Genomic DNA, 17,460 nt, shown 5'->3' with positions numbered 1-17,460 from the left:
CTGTAAACAATTACTTTAATTTTGCACCGCTTTTTGTTTGTTTCTATAATGAGTACTGGCTGATTATCCTATAAACATCATTTATGTTATCGCCTGCTTTAAAGTCTTTGCTGATAGGATTTGGATCAGATCCAACCCAAATTTTCAGTTCTGCATCTAAATCAAAGTGCCCCGCACTTTCTTTACTGAACTTAGTTATCTTAGAGTAAGCAATACTGATCATTTCCATTTTAGAACCAGTCACACCTTGTTTATCTAATAAAATTAGTCGCTTATTAGTAAAGATAAACATATCACGAACTACTTTATACGCCTTTTCAACTCGCTCACCTTCAATAAGCGTATTAGCCAATACTTTTTCTAAATCGGCGTCATCCACTTCACTGGCGTTACCCATTAAACCACTAAATAATCCCATTATAGTTTCTCCTGTTTAAATATTTGATTTTCTAGAGTATGACCATTTACTAACTGCCTATACTGCCAATTATGTTGGTGGCAAAATTGTAATAGCGCGATGTCAAGTGACCCGCTCGTTGGTTGATACTCAATCACATACTCTTTATGTTGGCTCATATAAACACGACTCACCCCCTCAATTGCTTGCAGTTGTTGCTCCACATTTTGATACGCTTCACTTAGCATTAAGGTATAAAAGTGCTTATCAGTATTCGCCGCTTTAGTTTGATGCTCGCTTAATATGCCTTTATCTAAATGTAGTACTTGGGAGCAAAGTCGTTCTAGTTCAGTTAAATCATGAGAGCTTAAAATAAACGTCGCTTGAGACGACAGCTCAGACACCAGCTCTCTGACCTCTCTGGCATGAATCGGATCAAGCCCTGCGGTGGCTTCATCTAACATTACAATTTGCGGTGAACCAATTAATGCTTGTGCTATGGTTACACGCTTGCGCATACCGTGAGATAAGTCCCCTGCGCGGTTTTTTGCAACCTCGCTAAGACCCACTAAATCTAATACTCGAAGTGCCTCTATTTGGCTTTGCTTGGTGCTCATCCCTTGGAGCTTGGCATAAAAGCTGAGTTGTTTATCTATATTAAAACGCGGATCTAGCTGTGCATCTTGTGGTAACGCACTCACTTTATTAAATAAAGCCGCGCTACCTGGTTTATGGCCGAGTATTTCAAGCTCACCCATGCTAGGTGCGATATAGCCACACAACAAACTAAATAAAGTGGTTTTCCCTGCGCCATTAGGGCCAACTAATGCAACTGGCGCGCCTTTTTGAATCTCAAAATTCACATTATTAAGAGCCAGATTTGAGCCGTATGATTTACTTAAATTACGCCCTGTTATTAATGATTTCATAATGAGCTCCTTGCAAAAATACGTTGGGCAACTGCAAGTAACACCGCTGTTTGCCCAAGTGGAATAGCTAATGCGCTCAATAACAGTAAGTTTTGTCCAGCTAATAACTCTATTTGCACACCAGGGAATAAATAATCAAGCACACTTAATGCGGGTATTTGCCACTCCAGTAATCCAACAATAATGCCGCCGGCTGTGAAATATAAAATAGCTAATACAATAGATAAGCGAGATGAGCTCGCAAAAGTATTAATTAAGCTCATTAAGGCTACAAACGGCGTAAAAGTAACAATGAGTATTAAAAATATTGAAACAGCACGACCAAGGCCACCAGCAAGTAAGCTCGGCTCGCGAAACCCGAGCACCGCCAATGTCGCTATAAGCGTGATGCCAACTAAACAGGTTAGTACCGCTAACTGCCCTAAAAATCGACCAAAGAGTATTTCAAAGCGAGTTGAGCGTAATGATAAAAACCTTAGCGTACCGCGCTCTCTGTCACCGACGGTTTGATCACTACAAATAAATAAGCTAAAAACAGGAAAACTATACAAAGCAATAAGCCAATACATAGCAAATTCTGCTTCAGGCCAATCAAGTAACTTACTTAATCCAATAGAGCCGGAAATATCACGGGCTATTTGTTCAAAATCTGGCGAGCTGATTATGCCTACAGCTTGACCTATGGGGTAACGTAAAATAACAAGCCACACTAGCGCAAAAGCCGCCAGTGCAATAAGTCCTCGTTTAGTTAAAAACATACGTACCAGCTCAAAACCCGCGATTTGGGTTAAGCGCCCTACGTTAACTGGTGATGGTGTTGCCATTGACTATCCTTAATGACGTTGTTCATACTTTAAAATAAGCGTTATTTAACAACACTAAGTGTAAACACATTGAATTGCTAGCAAAAAAAAGCCTACTCAGAGGTAGGCTTTGTAACAAATAATGTAATTTAACCAATTAGTAATTATAAATGTTGCTCATAAATAGCTAATGCTTGCTGTAAGTCGGCAATTAAATCTTCAACATCTTCCAAACCAATGTGCAAACGAATAACAGGTCCATGCTCCCATCCTGTTTGCGAGCGCAGCCCTTTCATTGATAGGTTTGCCGTTACTAAGCTCTCAAAGCCCCCCCACGAAAAGCCCATTTTGAAATGTTGTAAGCTATCTAAAAAAGCATCTATGGCGTGTTGATTACCCGCTTTCATTACAAACGAAAATAAACCATTACTGCCGTCAAAATCGCGTTTGAAAAATTCATGGCCTGGGCATGTTGTAAACGCAGGATGACGAATATGATCAACCAACGCATGTTGCTCAAGCCATTTTGCTACTTCTAGCGCGGCTTTTTCATGCTGATTTAATCGCACTGCCATGGTACGCAAGCCTCGTAGTGCTAAATACGCATCATCTGCACTGGTGCATTGCCCGAGTAAATAAGAGTGTTCACGAAGTGTTGGCCAATACTTTTTATTAGCTACAGCAACCCCCATCATCACATCAGAGTGGCCAACAATATATTTGGTGGCGGCTTGAATACTAATATCAACACCATGTTCAAGCGGACGATAATGCAGACCATTACCATAGGTGTTATCAAGCACTGTCATTACATTATGATCGTTTGCCACTTTTATCATGGCGGGAACGTCTTGAACTTCCATGGTAATTGACCCCGGAGACTCTAAAAACAACATTTTGGTATTGTCTTGAATGTACTCTTTTATGTCTGCACCAATCATTGGCGGATAATAGGTCGTACTAATACCTAACCCAGCTAATATCTTGTCGCAAAAATCACGAGTTGGCTCGTAAACAGTGTCCACTATTAAAATATGATCACCGGACTTTAAAAATGATAACAGCGTTTGGCTTATCGCTGCCGCGCCACATGGGTATAACGCACAGCCCTCACCGCCTTCGAGTTCGGTAATTGCCTCTTGCAGAGCAAAATGAGTGGTCGTCCCTCTTCGGCCATAAAACAAGGTTTTGTCGCCACGTGTTTTAGCCGCTTCTTTAAGCTCACTCACAGAATCAAACACAATCGTTGAAGCGCGCTGTATCACTGGATTAACTACGCCATGGGTGTACGCTTTTTTGCGCCCTGATGACACTAATTGGGTATTTTTATTTTTGCTCGACATGATTCATCCTTCTATCTGAGTACGCCAATATTCAATTAAATAACGCGAAATCGAATCAGCTCTAGGTAGCTTTAAATGCTCCCCCTCGTGTTGCCAATCTTTAAATTGCGCAAGTTCTTGGCGAGAAAACCATCGTGCATCTTCAAGTTCATCTTGCTCTGTGCTTATTTCATCACTGCTTGCTGTGGCAATAAAACCAAGCATGATTGATGAAGGAAACGGCCAAGGTTGAGAAGCAATATACTCTGCTTTCTCCACGGTAATACCCGCTTCCTCTTTTACTTCTCGGATCACGGTTTGTTCAAGGGTTTCACCTGGGTCGACAAACCCGGCAAGTGAGGAATACAGACCTTTAGGCCAAGTTGCTTGGCGACCCAATAAGCAGCGTTCAATCCCATCAGAAAATGTTTTAGTTACTACCATAATAACGGCTGGATCGGTACGCGGAAAAGTTTGGTGCATACAGGCTGCGTTGTCGCATAAACGTGAATGCCCCCCTTCAACTAAGTGATTTTTGGTACCACAGCGACCACAAAAACTATGAGTGGCATGCCAGTAACACAACCCACGAGCAAGCGCTGCATTTGAGCCATCTTCAAGTGCTACTTGAGTACCATATTGACGAATATCTGCAAACTTGGCATCACCAACAATCGTTGCTAATAACGACTCTTCGAGTTCAGTTACGTCTAGCGCAAATACGGCATTATCCTGTTTATTTGATCCTAAAAGAATAGCCTGCGTTAAATCTAAATGCGCCACTTGTTGGTAAGCTAAATACACCACCTCAGGACTACTGTTAGCAAATAAGGTGTGATTGCCTTTAACTAAAAGCCATAAACTGTCTGCTGTTTTTTTTGCGTCTACCCAAGTAGGGTCTTTGCGCGCATTTGAGCCTCTGTCTAATGGCATATTACTGTAGTTAAGCATGTAATTCCTTGATACTAATTGAATCTTAAAATTACCATACTCATCCACTAAACCCAATTTATTATCGCCATAAAAAAAGCCTAAATTAGGCTTAATTAATCTATGCACCCGTTGTATTAAATACTCTCATGATCAACGCAAACTTACTGCTCAAAAATAAATCAAAAATACAATACTTAATACTTTTTAAAGTAGTAACTGTTTGTCTATTAAATGAAACTGCTCGGCACTTTGCTTTAGCACCTCTGCGGTTAATTTATCGGCACCGTATACATCACACGGAACATTATATTGATTTTTTAAATGCCCCAGTAATAACGCAAAGTCACCATCACCAGAGAGTAAAATAACTTTATCAAGGTTTTTCCCCTGCTCTAGCATATCTATGGTTATACCTACATCCCAGTCACCTTTGGCACTGCCATCACGGCGTTGAATAAACGGCTTAAGCTTTACCTCAAAGCCAATAGCGCGCAAAATATTTTGAAACTGATTTTGCTTTTCATCACCTCGGTATATTGCATAAGCAAACGCACACTCAATGTCGTATTGTTGCTCCATCATTCGCCAAAAGGCATTGTAATCAAAGTTTTTACCGTAGCTTTCACGACAGGTGTAATAAATATTTTGTACATCGACAAAAATACCTACACGAGGTTTACTGCTTGGTTGTGAGGTCATTCTTATGTCCTAATGAGTAATACTTGCAATTGCGTGTTAAGTAACCTAAATTAGTTACCAAACCCAATGTAACCAAATAAGGTTACATTTAACAATGTAACCGATATTAGTTACATATGAATAATCTATCTGGATTTTTATGATTGGTGTGATCAGCGGCGATATTATTAAATCGCAAAAAATACCTAAACAACAATACGATGCCATGCTTTACCAGCTAGAGCAAAGTTTACGTGCAAATTGCAATAAAACAACATCTTGGGATATTTACCGTGGGGATGCATTTCAACTGCAACTCGATAAAAGTGAACAGTTAGTTACCACCGCTATTCTTATCTATTTACAGTTAAAATCTGCCGGCTATGAATTGCGTCAAAGCATGGCGTTGGGGCACATAGATAACCCTAGTACGAGTACAAAAACCGCTACAGGCTCAGCGTTTACTCTCTCTGGGCAGGGATTAGATAAAATGACAAACCAGCGTTTTACATTTGCTATTGCAGATCAATCGGTTGATGAGAGCTTCAAGCTAAACTTAGCGTTTGTCGATGTATTACTGTGTAAAATAACCCAAAAACAAGCAAATGCTTTGTATGTGTATTTAACCCATACTAATAACAACCATGCAGCCTTAGCTAAAGAGCTCAACACCAGCCGCGAAAACGTTACTAAGCTACTTAATCTTGCTAACTACCAGCTGGTAGAACGGTTTATTTTATATGCGCAACAAAGGCTTAAAGCTATACAGCAAGGACATGACTAATGGAATTTTCACTATTGCTCGTCGCACTGATTATTGGCCATCTACTCGCTGATTTTTATTGGCAACCCATGAGTTGGGTAAACGACAGAAACAGCCGTCATTTTAAAGCAAAAAAACTTTATTACCATGTATTGGTTCACGGAGTTACCAGTGCAATAGTTGTTGCACTTTGGGAATATAGCTTTGGCTGGCAACAACTGAGTAGTGTATTACTGGCCACCGCTATTATTATGATCAGTCACTACTTTATTGATATTGCTAAATCGTATTCAAATAAAGGCGTAGTGCCTTTTTTATTAGACCAAATTGCACATATCATTGTAATTATTGCGATAAGTATTTGGCTCACTGACGATCAGCAATTTACTGACGATGTAATGGCGTTATTGCACAACGAAAAAGTACTGTGGGTTATAGCTGGTTACCTTATTATTTTAAGCCCCAGTGCGGTATTTATAAGAATGATGTTAGAGCGTTTGACTAATCACTTCTCTAGTGATGGTAGCCTCCCTTTAGCAGGGCAAAGTATTGGTATGCTTGAAAGAGTACTTATGCTGACATTTATTTTATTAGATCAGTTTGCAGGGCTTGGGTTTTTAATTGCCGCCAAATCGGTGTTTAGATTTGGCGACTTAAGTGCCAGCAAAGATAAACAACTCACTGAATATGTGATGCTAGGAACGTTACTGAGCGTCAGTGTTACTTTATTTGTAGGATTAGCAGTTAATTATTTAATCGGTTAGTAAAGCTTTAAAATAGGCATTAAAAAACGCGCTACCAGTAAAAGTAAGCGCGTTTTTTATTAAAGCGAACTAAACCTAATTAGTCGTTATTTGCTGGACGACGACGGCGTTGACCATTCCCCCCAACCGATTGACGCTTTGCCCATGGGTTTTGTGCATTATCATCGGTTTTAGCTGCTGGCTTTTTAGAGCCACCACGACGTGGGCCTGTACCATTGCCACCATTGTTAGGCTTTTTGCTGTTAGGTTTGCTGCTATCTGATTTAGGCTTATTAAATGGTTGTTTTTTCTTTGGCTTTTTAGCCGGTAACGGGCGTGCATCGAGTGCGCGCTCTGCAACAGGGTTAGCCGGTTCAAAACCTTCTTCTTCAGCACGTGGAATTAGCTCGCCAATAAAGCGCTCAATGCCGTATAAATCTACTGCATCGTCAACCGTTACAAATGAAATAGCATGCCCTGATGCTCCCGCACGACCAGTTCGGCCAATACGGTGAACATAATCTTCATATACATTAGGTAAGTCGTAGTTTACAACATGCGGTAATTCAACAATGTCTAGACCACGAGCAACAATGTCGGTTGCCACTAATACGCGCACTTCACCACTTTTAAAGCCTTCAAGTGCTTTAACACGTGCGCCCTGAGATTTATTACCATGGATTGCCGCGCCAACAATATCATCGCGTTCCAGTTGCTTAACTAAACGGTTAGCACCGTGTTTAGTACGGCTAAATACCAGTACTTGTTGCCAATCGTTGCTACGAATTAAATGGCTTAATAAGGCTGTTTTACTCGCTTTATCTACTGCGTACACGCATTGAGTCACGCTTTTAGCAGTGGTGTTTTTGGCAGCGACTGAAATTTCAACCGGATCGTTAATTAACCCTTTTGCCAACGCGCGAATATCATCCGAAAACGTGGCTGAGAACATTAAGTTTTGACGCTTTTCAGGCATTTTTGCAATCAGGCGTTTAATGTCATGGATAAAGCCCATGTCTAACATACGGTCGGCTTCATCTAAAACCAGTACTTCAACGCTATCAAATTTAACCGCGTTTTGATTGTGTAAATCAATTAAACGCCCTGGTGTCGCCACCAAAATATCAACCCCTTTGCGAAGGCGTTGCATTTGAGGGTTAATTTTTACACCACCGTAAACCACAAACGAACTCACATCAGAATGCTTAGCGTACTCTTCAACGTTTTCGCTTACTTGCAACGCAAGCTCTCGGGTTGGCGTTAAAATAAGCGCACGTACATGATTACTTTTTGCTTTAGTGCCCGACGATAAACGCTCAATCAGTGGCAAAGTAAAACCAGCGGTTTTACCAGTACCTGTTTGTGCTGCGGCCATTACATCGCGACGCGCAATAATTGCTGGGATAGCTTGAGCCTGAATAGGCGTTGGCGTTTCATAGCCCTTTTCTAAAACCGCATTAACTAAAGACTGTGATAAACCTAAACCATCAAAACTCATATAAACTCTCTATTTCAAATTAGGCCAAAGTGACCAGTTGCGCGCATTATACCTTTAGTGGCTCAGAATGCATGCCATTATTTACTTTGTGCCAAATCAATAAACACAAATACTAAAAAAGCGGCTAAACAGCCGCTTTTTATTTACCTGAGCATTACACATGCTAAAGGATTATTTTACACCTAACTCACGTAAACGCTCTTGTAAGTAGCTATCTGCTGTGTAGCGTTCAGATAACACTACATCTGGACGAGGGTGTAAAAATAACGGTAATGAAATACGTGATTTAGTTGTTGCTTTACCCGATGGATTAATTACACGGTGAATCGTTGATGGGAAGTAGCCACCTGATGCTTCTTGTAGCATGTCACCAATATTAATAATTAAACTACCAAAATCACATGGCACATCTAACCAACCGCCATCGGTTTTTTGTACTTGTAAGCCTGGCTCATTTGACGCTGGTAATACGGTTAATAAGTTAATATCACCATGCGCAGCAGCACGAATAGCACCTGGCTCTTCATCACCTGTCATTGGCGGGTAATGTAAAATACGTAACAACGTTTGCTCAGACTGGGCAATCATATCTTTTAAATCGATAGAGAACTTAGCACGGACTTCTTCAGGCGCTTCAGCCTGAACCCAACTAAGTAATGTTGCCGCAAATTCATTAGCTAAACGGTAGTACTCACGCACATCAGCTTCTAATTGAGCAGGAACACGGCCTTTAGGGTAAACATGAAAGTACTCTTTAATGTCTTTTACCGTATGGCCTTTAGCTACTTCTGATACCGACGGTGGAAAATAACCATCTTGCGTTTCTTTTGAAAATAAAAACTCATGCTTTTGCTCTGAGTTAAAAAAGTCTTGCCAATTTTTATAAATAGACTCAACTAAAGATTGCGGAATAGGATGGTTTTTTAATACGCCAAAACCAGTATTTCTCAACGATTCAACAAATTGCGCAGCCGCATCGTCCGCTTTATAATCAACTGTAGGTAATTGCATGGTACATTCCAGTAAGTAGGTTGTTAGAAGCCATTTACTAATTCGCTTAAGCCACAGGTCTACACGAAATTAGTATTACATTCAAATATAGCTTAACTACTTAATTCAAGTAATAAAGGCTGCATTTTTATGCTGTGCGAGCATAGACAAACCCCCTTGAAATTATAAGGACATATGTCCGCACCCAATAAGCAAGCCTTCTCTGCCTTGATCAAGATCAAAATAACGCTTGTATTGAATTTTCACCCCATCGTACCAATCTCTTCTTTATCAGCATCACACACTATATCAACTTGTTAAGGCTCTCTACATGCGACAAAAAGTTTCTTTTAAAAGCGGTGAATTAGAACTCGCTGGACAACTTGAACAGCCCTCTGGTGAAGTGAAATTTTATGCCTTATTTGCTCACTGTTTTACCTGCTCTAAAGATGTAGCGGCTGCAACACGAATAAGTCGTGCGCTCACTCAGCAAGGCATTGCTGTATTACGCTTTGATTTTACAGGGCTTGGTAATAGCGATGGTGACTTTGCCAACAGTAACTTTTCATCAAACATTCAAGACTTAGTGGCTGCAGCCAATCACTTAAGAACACACTTTAAAGCACCTCAGTTATTGATAGGCCACAGCTTAGGTGGTGCTGCGGTGCTTGCAGCAGCAGAGCACATACCCGAAGTATCGGCCATTACGACTATAGGTGCGCCATCGGATGCTCAGCACGTTACCCATAATTTTGCTGCTCATTTAGATGAAATAAACCAATCGGGTGAAGCAAAAGTGTGTTTAGCTGGGCGGGAATTTACGATTAAAAAACAATTTATAGATGACATCGCTAAATACGATAACAGCCATATAGGCAAGCTTAAGCGTGCTTTGTTAGTTATGCATTCTCCTATTGATGCCACCGTGAATATTAGTGAAGCCGAAAAAATTTACGCAGCTGCTAAGCATCCAAAGAGCTTTATTAGTTTAGATAATGCCGATCATTTACTCAGCAATAAAGAAGACGCTAACTACGCAGCCGATGTCATTGCTACGTGGGCTAATCGCTATGTTGAATACGATAAAACACCCTATAGTGCAAAATTAACTAACGGCAGTGTATTAGTTGAAGAAAAAGATCATAAATTCACTCAGCACGTGAGTACTAAAAACCATACATGGCTTGCTGATGAGCCTACCGATGCCGGTGGTAAAAACTTAGGCCCAGACCCTTATGATCATTTACTCGCTGGGCTTGGAGCTTGTACTGCAATGACACTTCGCATGTATGCAAGTCGCAAAGAGTTGCCGCTAGAGCACATAAAAGTAGAGCTCAACCATACCCGCAATTACAACCAAGATTGTGATGATTGTGAAAAAACCGGCAATCTAGAGGCCATTATCCGCAAAATAACCTTACAAGGTGATTTAACTGACGCTCAGCGAAATCGATTACTCGAAATAGCTGATAAATGCCCCGTGCATGAAACGCTACATAACAGCCCACTGGTGGTTAGCGAATTAGTGGAGTGACTACATGAATAAGCGCAGTATTAACTGCGCTATACTTCAAAAATATTAACTTTAAGTAGATAATCTTTTAATTGCATTACGTGCAGATGATAATAATCTATCAATACATATATTAAATACCCACTTAATAAACGCTTTTGTTAACTTTAATGGCACAGCCACAGTTTTCCCAGCAAAAGCTATCATACACCCTAGCAAACCCCTTACTTGTTCTTCAAGACCGACCATACTCGAAATTTTCACAACTGTTTCAGCCATTATATCGTATACCGTCATTATAGCTGAGCCTGTGTATTGAAAAGACGCAATAATGCCAGCAAAACCACCGTCAATCATTAATGTCATTAAAGCAGCAGCTATTTTATCAGCCCAATGAGTTGAATATGTAGTTTGTAAACGATTATTGTAGTTTAGAACAACTCTTCGATATAAAGAGCTTGGTACTTGGCTATACACATGTTCCCAATCAGAAGCGGTTACTGTTTTTGTGTAACCTGGAGAATCAAGTAGTGAGTGCGCACCGGCGTCAATACCTTGAGCGCGATACGGAACATATTCAGGCTCTTTAGTTTCCATATGACAAAAAGGCCACACGGGAACTTTAGGTACGGGGTCAGCACCATGCACACAACGAAAAACTTTATCGATGCGACTACCAGAATGTACAGAAAAGCCCTTCTTCCCTACTCTAGGTGCACCAAACGTATATAAATAAACAGTTTTTCCATATGTGTGCTTGATGTAATCTGCAACTAAACCAGCCAAAGCACCACCTAAACTATGTCCAACACAATGAATAACTCCTCCACCATTAAGTACTTCTGGCTGCGTTATATATGTGTCTATGCTATCTACAAAAGAAGCCATAGTGGTTTGAAAACCTTTGTGTACACTAGTATCAGTATACCCAGTAGTTGTAGGGCAAGTAACATCTGTTAATACGTCCGCTAATGTTTCAGTTCCGCGTATTGTAATAACATGATCACCTTTATGAGACTGACTATGGCCTTTCCCGATATATAAAAAACCTGTCGTTTGTCGCAAAAAAAGCCTCCAGATGAACCTTCTGCTAGATTTTCTGATTTAAAGTGGAATTCATTCTTTATGAGTTTAGGTACGACTAATCTAGTACCTCTCCCAATTGAATCATATGCGAAGAGTGCCAATTGCACAGCTAGTTTAGGGGATAGTGCTGTCATATAATTTCATCCTTAAAATAAATAGTAATTCGTTTACTCTGGAGATAGTAAGTTGTTTATAGTGTCCATATCTAGATCACAGATAGTTACCAAAGGCTGATATCGAGATCCCCCATATTGACTGATATCTAAATCATACTGGACTTCTTCATTCTGTAAATCAGCATTTAAACCCGTTAGCAACCTGCTCACAGGTGGTACACTTTTCCAGCCTTTACTCATGACCCAGAGCCAATAATAGCCATCATCATTCGCTTCATTCTTAACGTTGATTAAGTCTTTCTTAACCGTTATTTCTTGCCTGATTAAATAATCTTGCCCAACAATATTCCCAGGAGCTTTAGAGCGAACAATAAGTTCATCGAAAGAAAACTCACCATGGGTATTAGTTAGTGCATAATCTATAACAGGGTTTTTTTCATAACCTTCATAAAAAAGCTTTCTAATAACCTCTACTCCTGCAAGAGCTTCGCCCTGATTAGTTATTCGCCCTTTGACCTCAGGTGATAATTGAACTTCATAACTTTTAAATAACCCAAACACAGCTTGATTCTCCGATGAATAAACACACGTACAAAATAATACTATTAGACACAAAAAGAAGGAGGAGCGACGATAAGAGAAAGTTAATTTACTTTTAAACACTATTTGACCTTCCGATGGCTTTCATCTTATGATGACTACTAAACATAAGTGAACAATTCAAGATTCCCTTTATAAATTTGTACCTAAATTTAAATCATCAAAAACCTGTTTCCTATCCCCAACGCCTATAAAAATATAATTTACAGTCGTACGGGGAAGCTAGTGAAAAGGCTAGTTGGTTAAACTGATTACTGTAAATAATATTTTATGTTATTCATTTTATTCGTCTAAAAACGCCGCTACCTCTTTACTCATTCTATCCACCAGCCATTTAGGGCCGCCATCGTACATATCGTTATGACGTGATTCTGCTATCAACGTTTGTGTAACAGGATAAACAGTTAACTCTTTATCGGTTAAAAGCACGTTCGCATCGGCTGGGTAATCACTACCTCGAAGTGTGAGCACGCGTGTGTTTTTATTGCGTGGCAATAACATGCGGCGGTGATCGAGCGTAATTAATTGGCTTACTTCATTTGGATAAATAGCTGCATACAAGGCTGAAATATCTCCACCATTTGAGTGACCAAATAAAGTGAGTTTTGTAAAATCATACTCAGGGTATTTAACACTTAGCTCGTTGACTAAAAATTTGAGGGTTACAACACCCCGGTGCCAATTTTCCATACGAGTAGTTAGGTATGGCTGCGCACGATTAAGTGCAGGGTCACTTTTAAGCTCATGCGCTACCGCAATGCTTAAATAACCTTGCGCATTAAATAACTTACTCGCAAAAGTGTATTCATTGTGGCTAATGCCATATCCTGCATTTACAAATACCACTGGGCATTTGACTTGCGCGCTGCACTTAAGGTGGTTAGCTGGTAGGGTAATTTTTACAGGTATAGAGCGATTACGACTTTCATCAATGATTGCATCGTCTTGGGCATAACTTGATGATGCAAATAGCGTAGAGCTTAAAGTCAGTGCACTTAACATTAAACGCTTTTTTATAATTTTTAACATGCATTTCCTTGTATTACTTATACATTTTTAACTAACATTAATTTTTATTATAAAGGTTAGCGCGCGCCTTTGCTAATTTGTGCGATAATAGCGATTATTGTTTTACTATTATCGCAGAAGAACCCATTCATGAAATCATATAGCAGCATTGAACAACGCATCGACATTCTCCAAAGCAGAATTGAAGCCTACCAAGAAGAAATTAAAGTGTTACAAGCCGAGCCGAAAAGTAACAACGAGCGGATTATTTTTAAGTTCATTGAAACCGGCAGTACAGGTAAAACCAAAGACTTTGTGAGAGAGCTGGGAATTAAATCGCCGCGTGATAGCTTATATTCATCAGGTGATGTAACTAAACTGATTAAAGATGGCGCTGATGATATTTCGCCTGAGCTACTGAGCATAGCCCGTGCACTTGCTAGCGCGCGCAACAAAAATGGCCCTGCTTGCTAATAGTAAATATACGCATTAGCCGTAGCTCTTGCGGCTAATCAACCAGCTCGATATCAAGTCCAGCTAATAAGTTTAACGCTTCAAGCCGTTCAAACTTTGCATTACTCACATCATTGCTTGTTATATCAATATTAAATTGCGTTGCGCCAACAAAGTTTGCTTTCCTCAAATTAGTTTGATGAAACAGGCTGTCTCTAAAGTCAGTATCCGAGAAGTTGCTTTGAGTTAAGTTAGCGTGCCTAAAATCGACATCTTTGGCAAAACAGTTCGTCATTGTTAACGCTTTTAACTGTAATTCAAAAAACGAACTATGGCTCAGCTCACACTGTTTAAAACTCACCGGTGACGTTAGCGCTAATTGCGGCCAATTTACTTGTCCCCACATTATGCTATTGAGTTTACAATTTGCAAAGCTCACCTCTTCTAGTGAGCTGTAATTCCAATTAAGCTCAGTCAAATTACAGTTAATAAACTCACACTCTATAAACCGACAGGCATTAAACTGGCTGTGACTAAAATCGCAATCAATAAACTGACATTGTTCAAACTCAATATCGCTAAAGCGCTTTGCATTTGCTGTAAAGTTTAAAAATGGCTGATCGAAATAATGACTATCTTTAAATAGCTCGCTCATAAAAATAAAGCACCTAAATTGGGTTATGCCGAACAAAAAACCCCTTAGGTATTTAGCCTAAGGGGTTTTGATCTAACTAAACACTATGGTTTAACTAGCTTTATTCTGCGCTTGGTAATTCTTTCTCAACTACACTAATAGCAAGCTCTGTCAGCGAATCGCTGTTTGCTTTGCTAGGCGCATCGGTTAATAAGCACGATGCCTGTGTTGTTTTAGGGAAAGCAATAACGTCACGAATGTTATCAGTACCACATAACAACATAACTAAACGGTCTAAACCGAACGCTAAACCAGCATGCGGTGGTGTGCCGTATTTAAGTGCATCAAGTAAGAAACCAAATTTATCTTGCTGCTCTTGCGCTTCAATACCTAAAATTCTAAATGCCGCTTCTTGCATATCTGCATTATGAATACGTACCGAACCACCGCCCACTTCGTAGCCGTTTAATACCATATCGTAAGCATCTGAAATAGCCGCTGCTGGGTTTGCTTCAAGCTCACTGGCACTAATATCTTTTGGTGCAGTAAATGGATGGTGTACAGCGTGTAATGTGCCTTCGTCATCTTCTTCAAACATTGGGAAGTCAACAACCCAAAGTGGTGCCCAGCTATCTAAATTAGTGATTTCTAAATCAATACCAATTTTTAAACGAAGTGCGCCCATGGCTTCATTTACGGTGTTGCGTTTATCCGCACCAAATAAAATGATATCGCCTGTTTGTGCATTAGTACGTTCAAGTAACTGCGTGATCACGTCTTCATTTAAGAATTTAGCGATTGGCGATTGCACGCCCTCAACGCCTGCATCGCGGTCATTTACTTTCATCCATGCTAAACCTTTAGCACCGTAAATACCAATAAACTTAGTGTAATCATCTAGTTGCTTACGAGAAAGTGATGCGCCACCTGGTACCGTTAGTACTGCAACACGGCCTTTTTCATCATTTGCTGGGCCTGAGAATACTTTAAACTCTACGTCTTTTACTAAATCGGCTACATCAATTAGCTTTATTGGGTTACGTAAGTCTGGCTTATCAGAACCATATAAGCTCATTGCCTCAGAGTAAGGCATAATTGGGAAATCACCTAAATCAACATTTAGTAATGACTGCCACATTTCACGGATCATTTTCTCTGTCATACCACGTACTTGATCAGAGCTCATGAACGAGGTTTCTAAATCTATTTGAGTAAACTCAGGTTGACGGTCAGCACGTAAGTCTTCATCACGGAAACATTTAACAATTTGGTAGTAACGGTCAAAACCCGACATCATCAACAATTGCTTAAATAACTGTGGTGACTGTGGTAATGCGTAAAAGCTACCTTTATGAACACGACTCGGTACTAAGTAATCGCGAGCACCTTCAGGCGTTGCTTTAGTTAGCACTGGCGTTTCGATATCTAAAAAGCCATTTTCATCTAAAAAGCGACGTACAAAGCTGCTTGCTTTAGCACGTAATTTAATGCGGTCGCTCATTTCTAAACGACGTAAATCTAAGTAACGGTATTTTAAACGACGCTCTTCTGAGTTCACTTGGTTAAAATCAAGTGGCATAGGCTCAGAGCGGTTAATAATAGTTAAACCCGTGCCTAAAATTTCTACTTCGCCGGTTGCCATGTCTTTATTTACTTGGCTATCTGGGCGAGCGCGTACAATCCCTTTTAACTGAACACAAAATTCTTGACGAAGTTTGTTAGCTGTTTCCATTAGTCCTTCAACTTCCGGATCGAATACAACTTGTACTAAACCTTCTCTATCACGTAAATCGACAAAGATAAGTCCGCCAAGGTCACGTCGTTTGTTGATCCAGCCACATAGTTCAACTTCCTGATCTACGTGAGTTTTATTTAGCTGTCCGCAGTATATAGAGCGCATAGTTTTCCTGTCAGATAAAAGGCATATAGCGGTTAAACACTGTTGTTTTAAAAGTTTTTATAAACACCAAAATGAAAATAAAACCGCTAGCAATTCAAAATAATCAAATTAAGCCCTGCATTATACCCAAGTCGGTTGAAGATGCTAGGGCGTGTTTACCTTTCGGGGTTGAATTTACAGCGCACCGTTTTGTTATTTGTTACACTACAAGCACTTTATAACAAGGCTTTTTTGTATGCTATATATTGGATGCCCGCAGTGGTCGAGCAACGCATGGAAAGGAAACTTATTTTCACGCCAGTGTAAAAGTGCCGATATGCTTAGCGAATATGCGCAGCATTTTAATTCGGTGGAAGGTAACACCAGTTTTTATGCCGATCCCTCACCTGACACTGTATTACGGTGGGCTGCCAGTGTACCTGAGGATTTTAAATTTACCTTTAAATTTCATCGGCGCTTTAGTCACGAACTCCAACTTAGTAACGTGCAACATGAGCTAACTAATTGGCTTAATTTATTCGCCCCACTACTTGAAAAAACAGGGCAAATAATGCTGCAATTACCTAAAGCGTTTGCCCCACAACATTTAGCTAAGCTTGGCGCTTTTATTGAGTTACTTCCTAAAGAGCTAAACTATGGGGTCGAGGTACGCCACCCTGATTTTTTCAAAAAAGGTGAGGCCGAAATCGCACTTAATCAACTTTTAATGGCACACAATATAAATCGCATTGCTATGGATACTCGGGCGCTCTTTGCGGTAAAGCCAACCACCGAAGCGCTAATAGACGCCCAACAAAAAAAGCCCCACTTACCAGTGCACGCTATTGCTACGGGCTCGCAGCCTATGGCGCGCTTTGTTATTGCTGATTTAAAAAACGATTATAAGACCTTTTATCAGCCTTGGCTTAGCAAAGTAACCCAGTGGCTCGATGAGGGCAAAAGCCCCTATGTGTTTTTTCATACCGCTGATAACCGCGAAGCGCCGCTGCTGGCTCGCCAGTTTTGCCAAGATTTGAGGTATAATCACAACGTACTCAATCCATTTAGTGGCGAAAAAGAAGCCCACCAGCAAGCACTTTTTTAAAAATAAATTC

18 protein-coding genes are annotated in these 17,460 nt (G+C 40.2%); 5 read left to right on the top strand and 13 right to left on the bottom strand.

Annotated elements, in window-relative coordinates:
* Positions 1 to 43 precede the first annotated feature (43 nt).
* From B1F84_RS05425 to B1F84_RS05400, 6 genes are all read right to left on the bottom strand, one after another.
* Positions 44 to 418, bottom strand: a complete 375-nt coding sequence (locus B1F84_RS05425) for a PH domain-containing protein (protein ID WP_008111597.1) — start codon at positions 416 to 418, stop codon at positions 44 to 46.
* Positions 418 to 1,326 carry an ABC transporter ATP-binding protein gene (locus B1F84_RS05420; RefSeq protein ID WP_131690796.1) on the bottom strand — a complete coding sequence of 303 codons (909 nt, stop codon included), beginning with the start codon at positions 1,324 to 1,326 and terminating at the stop codon, positions 418 to 420. Before B1F84_RS05420 ends, B1F84_RS05425 begins: the two co-directional genes overlap by 1 nt.
* Entirely contained in the window at positions 1,323 to 2,150 is an 828-nt protein-coding gene (locus B1F84_RS05415; protein WP_131690795.1) for an ABC transporter permease subunit, read from the bottom strand. Before B1F84_RS05415 ends, B1F84_RS05420 begins: the two co-directional genes overlap by 4 nt.
* 143 nt (positions 2,151 to 2,293) lie before the next feature.
* On the bottom strand, positions 2,294 to 3,472 hold the full coding sequence (locus B1F84_RS05410; RefSeq protein WP_131690794.1) for a cystathionine beta-lyase: 1,179 nt from the start codon (positions 3,470 to 3,472) through the stop codon (positions 2,294 to 2,296).
* A gap of 3 nt (positions 3,473 to 3,475) precedes the next feature.
* Positions 3,476 to 4,402 carry an NAD(+) diphosphatase gene (gene nudC, locus B1F84_RS05405; protein WP_131690793.1) on the bottom strand — a complete coding sequence of 309 codons (927 nt, stop codon included), beginning with the start codon at positions 4,400 to 4,402 and terminating at the stop codon, positions 3,476 to 3,478.
* Between the two features lie 186 nt (positions 4,403 to 4,588).
* The gene (locus B1F84_RS05400; protein WP_008111607.1) at positions 4,589 to 5,083 is read right to left on the bottom strand and encodes an NYN domain-containing protein; all 495 of its coding nucleotides are present in this window, start codon (positions 5,081 to 5,083) and stop codon (positions 4,589 to 4,591) included.
* 139 nt (positions 5,084 to 5,222) lie between these two features.
* Here B1F84_RS05400 and B1F84_RS05395 point away from each other — a divergent pair, with 139 nt between their 5' ends.
* Both B1F84_RS05395 and B1F84_RS05390 read left to right on the top strand, forming a co-directional pair.
* Complete coding sequence (locus B1F84_RS05395) at positions 5,223 to 5,846, top strand: hypothetical protein (RefSeq protein WP_131690792.1); 624 nt, start codon at positions 5,223 to 5,225, stop codon at positions 5,844 to 5,846.
* Positions 5,846 to 6,589 carry a DUF3307 domain-containing protein gene (locus B1F84_RS05390; protein ID WP_131690791.1) on the top strand — a complete coding sequence of 248 codons (744 nt, stop codon included), beginning with the start codon at positions 5,846 to 5,848 and terminating at the stop codon, positions 6,587 to 6,589. The genes B1F84_RS05395 and B1F84_RS05390 overlap by 1 nt, the downstream gene beginning before the upstream one ends.
* A gap of 79 nt (positions 6,590 to 6,668) precedes the next feature.
* On the opposite strand, the gene B1F84_RS05385 is transcribed toward B1F84_RS05390, so the two are convergent.
* Complete coding sequence (locus B1F84_RS05385; RefSeq protein WP_131690790.1) at positions 6,669 to 8,066, bottom strand: DEAD/DEAH box helicase; 1,398 nt, start codon at positions 8,064 to 8,066, stop codon at positions 6,669 to 6,671.
* Between the two features lie 171 nt (positions 8,067 to 8,237).
* Positions 8,238 to 9,077: a 2OG-Fe(II) oxygenase family protein gene (locus B1F84_RS05380; protein ID WP_013464577.1), complete on the bottom strand. Its 840-nt coding sequence runs from the start codon at positions 9,075 to 9,077 to the stop codon at positions 8,238 to 8,240.
* Positions 9,078 to 9,387: 310 nt separating this feature from the next.
* On the opposite strand from B1F84_RS05380, the gene B1F84_RS05375 reads away from it, so the two are divergent.
* Positions 9,388 to 10,590 carry a bifunctional alpha/beta hydrolase/OsmC family protein gene (locus B1F84_RS05375; protein ID WP_131690789.1) on the top strand — a complete coding sequence of 401 codons (1,203 nt, stop codon included), beginning with the start codon at positions 9,388 to 9,390 and terminating at the stop codon, positions 10,588 to 10,590.
* Between the two features lie 51 nt (positions 10,591 to 10,641).
* On the opposite strand, the gene B1F84_RS05370 is transcribed toward B1F84_RS05375, so the two are convergent.
* The 3 genes from B1F84_RS05370 to B1F84_RS05360 form a co-directional block, all read right to left on the bottom strand.
* Positions 10,642 to 11,634, bottom strand: coding sequence for a lipase family protein (locus tag B1F84_RS05370; RefSeq protein WP_165489677.1), 993 nt, complete (start codon positions 11,632 to 11,634; stop codon positions 10,642 to 10,644).
* A 188-nt stretch (positions 11,635 to 11,822) separates the two neighbouring features.
* Positions 11,823 to 12,434 (bottom strand): DUF6795 domain-containing protein, encoded by a 612-nt coding sequence (locus tag B1F84_RS05365; RefSeq protein WP_131690787.1) that lies wholly within the window; start codon positions 12,432 to 12,434, stop codon positions 11,823 to 11,825.
* Positions 12,435 to 12,653: 219 nt separating this feature from the next.
* Positions 12,654 to 13,400, bottom strand: a complete 747-nt coding sequence (locus B1F84_RS05360) for an alpha/beta hydrolase (protein ID WP_131690786.1) — start codon at positions 13,398 to 13,400, stop codon at positions 12,654 to 12,656.
* 129 nt (positions 13,401 to 13,529) lie between these two features.
* Between B1F84_RS05360 and B1F84_RS05355 the strand changes: the two genes are divergently transcribed.
* On the top strand, positions 13,530 to 13,853 hold the full coding sequence (locus B1F84_RS05355) for a hypothetical protein (protein WP_008111621.1): 324 nt from the start codon (positions 13,530 to 13,532) through the stop codon (positions 13,851 to 13,853).
* A gap of 34 nt (positions 13,854 to 13,887) precedes the next feature.
* Here the strand turns inward: B1F84_RS05355 and B1F84_RS05350 are convergent, their stop codons facing one another.
* On the bottom strand, positions 13,888 to 14,487 hold the full coding sequence (locus B1F84_RS05350; RefSeq protein ID WP_131690785.1) for a pentapeptide repeat-containing protein: 600 nt from the start codon (positions 14,485 to 14,487) through the stop codon (positions 13,888 to 13,890).
* Between the two features lie 100 nt (positions 14,488 to 14,587).
* Positions 14,588 to 16,366, bottom strand: coding sequence for an aspartate--tRNA ligase (gene aspS / locus B1F84_RS05345; RefSeq protein WP_131690784.1), 1,779 nt, complete (start codon positions 16,364 to 16,366; stop codon positions 14,588 to 14,590).
* Positions 16,367 to 16,601: 235 nt separating this feature from the next.
* Between aspS and B1F84_RS05340 the strand changes: the two genes are divergently transcribed.
* Positions 16,602 to 17,450 (top strand): DUF72 domain-containing protein, encoded by an 849-nt coding sequence (locus B1F84_RS05340; protein WP_131690783.1) that lies wholly within the window; start codon positions 16,602 to 16,604, stop codon positions 17,448 to 17,450.
* Positions 17,451 to 17,460 lie beyond the last annotated feature (10 nt).

This window comes from Pseudoalteromonas sp. DL-6, from assembly GCF_004328665.1.
Taxonomy (GTDB): Bacteria; Pseudomonadota; Gammaproteobacteria; order Enterobacterales; family Alteromonadaceae; genus Pseudoalteromonas.
Note: the sequence above shows the minus strand (reverse complement) of the source record. Positions and strands in the feature narration are given on the sequence as shown.

Excerpts from the sequence above, each read along its gene's own strand:
- B1F84_RS05425 (WP_008111597.1), bottom strand. The coding sequence starts at position 418 with ATGGGATTATTTAGTGGTTTAATGGGTAACGCCAGTGAAGTGGATGAC.
- B1F84_RS05420 (WP_131690796.1), bottom strand. The coding sequence starts at position 1,326 with ATGAAATCATTAATAACAGGGCGTAATTTAAGTAAATCATACGGCTCA.
- B1F84_RS05415 (WP_131690795.1), bottom strand. The coding sequence starts at position 2,150 with ATGGCAACACCATCACCAGTTAACGTAGGGCGCTTAACCCAAATCGCG.
- B1F84_RS05410 (WP_131690794.1), bottom strand. The coding sequence starts at position 3,472 with ATGTCGAGCAAAAATAAAAATACCCAATTAGTGTCATCAGGGCGCAAA.
- nudC (WP_131690793.1), bottom strand. The coding sequence starts at position 4,402 with ATGCTTAACTACAGTAATATGCCATTAGACAGAGGCTCAAATGCGCGC.
- B1F84_RS05400 (WP_008111607.1), bottom strand. The coding sequence starts at position 5,083 with ATGACCTCACAACCAAGCAGTAAACCTCGTGTAGGTATTTTTGTCGAT.
- B1F84_RS05395 (WP_131690792.1), top strand. The coding sequence starts at position 5,223 with ATGATTGGTGTGATCAGCGGCGATATTATTAAATCGCAAAAAATACCT.
- B1F84_RS05390 (WP_131690791.1), top strand. The coding sequence starts at position 5,846 with ATGGAATTTTCACTATTGCTCGTCGCACTGATTATTGGCCATCTACTC.
- B1F84_RS05385 (WP_131690790.1), bottom strand. The coding sequence starts at position 8,066 with ATGAGTTTTGATGGTTTAGGTTTATCACAGTCTTTAGTTAATGCGGTT.
- B1F84_RS05380 (WP_013464577.1), bottom strand. The coding sequence starts at position 9,077 with ATGCAATTACCTACAGTTGATTATAAAGCGGACGATGCGGCTGCGCAA.
- B1F84_RS05375 (WP_131690789.1), top strand. The coding sequence starts at position 9,388 with ATGCGACAAAAAGTTTCTTTTAAAAGCGGTGAATTAGAACTCGCTGGA.
- B1F84_RS05360 (WP_131690786.1), bottom strand. The coding sequence starts at position 13,400 with ATGTTAAAAATTATAAAAAAGCGTTTAATGTTAAGTGCACTGACTTTA.
- B1F84_RS05355 (WP_008111621.1), top strand. The coding sequence starts at position 13,530 with ATGAAATCATATAGCAGCATTGAACAACGCATCGACATTCTCCAAAGC.
- B1F84_RS05350 (WP_131690785.1), bottom strand. The coding sequence starts at position 14,487 with ATGAGCGAGCTATTTAAAGATAGTCATTATTTCGATCAGCCATTTTTA.
- aspS (WP_131690784.1), bottom strand. The coding sequence starts at position 16,366 with ATGCGCTCTATATACTGCGGACAGCTAAATAAAACTCACGTAGATCAG.
- B1F84_RS05340 (WP_131690783.1), top strand. The coding sequence starts at position 16,602 with ATGCTATATATTGGATGCCCGCAGTGGTCGAGCAACGCATGGAAAGGA.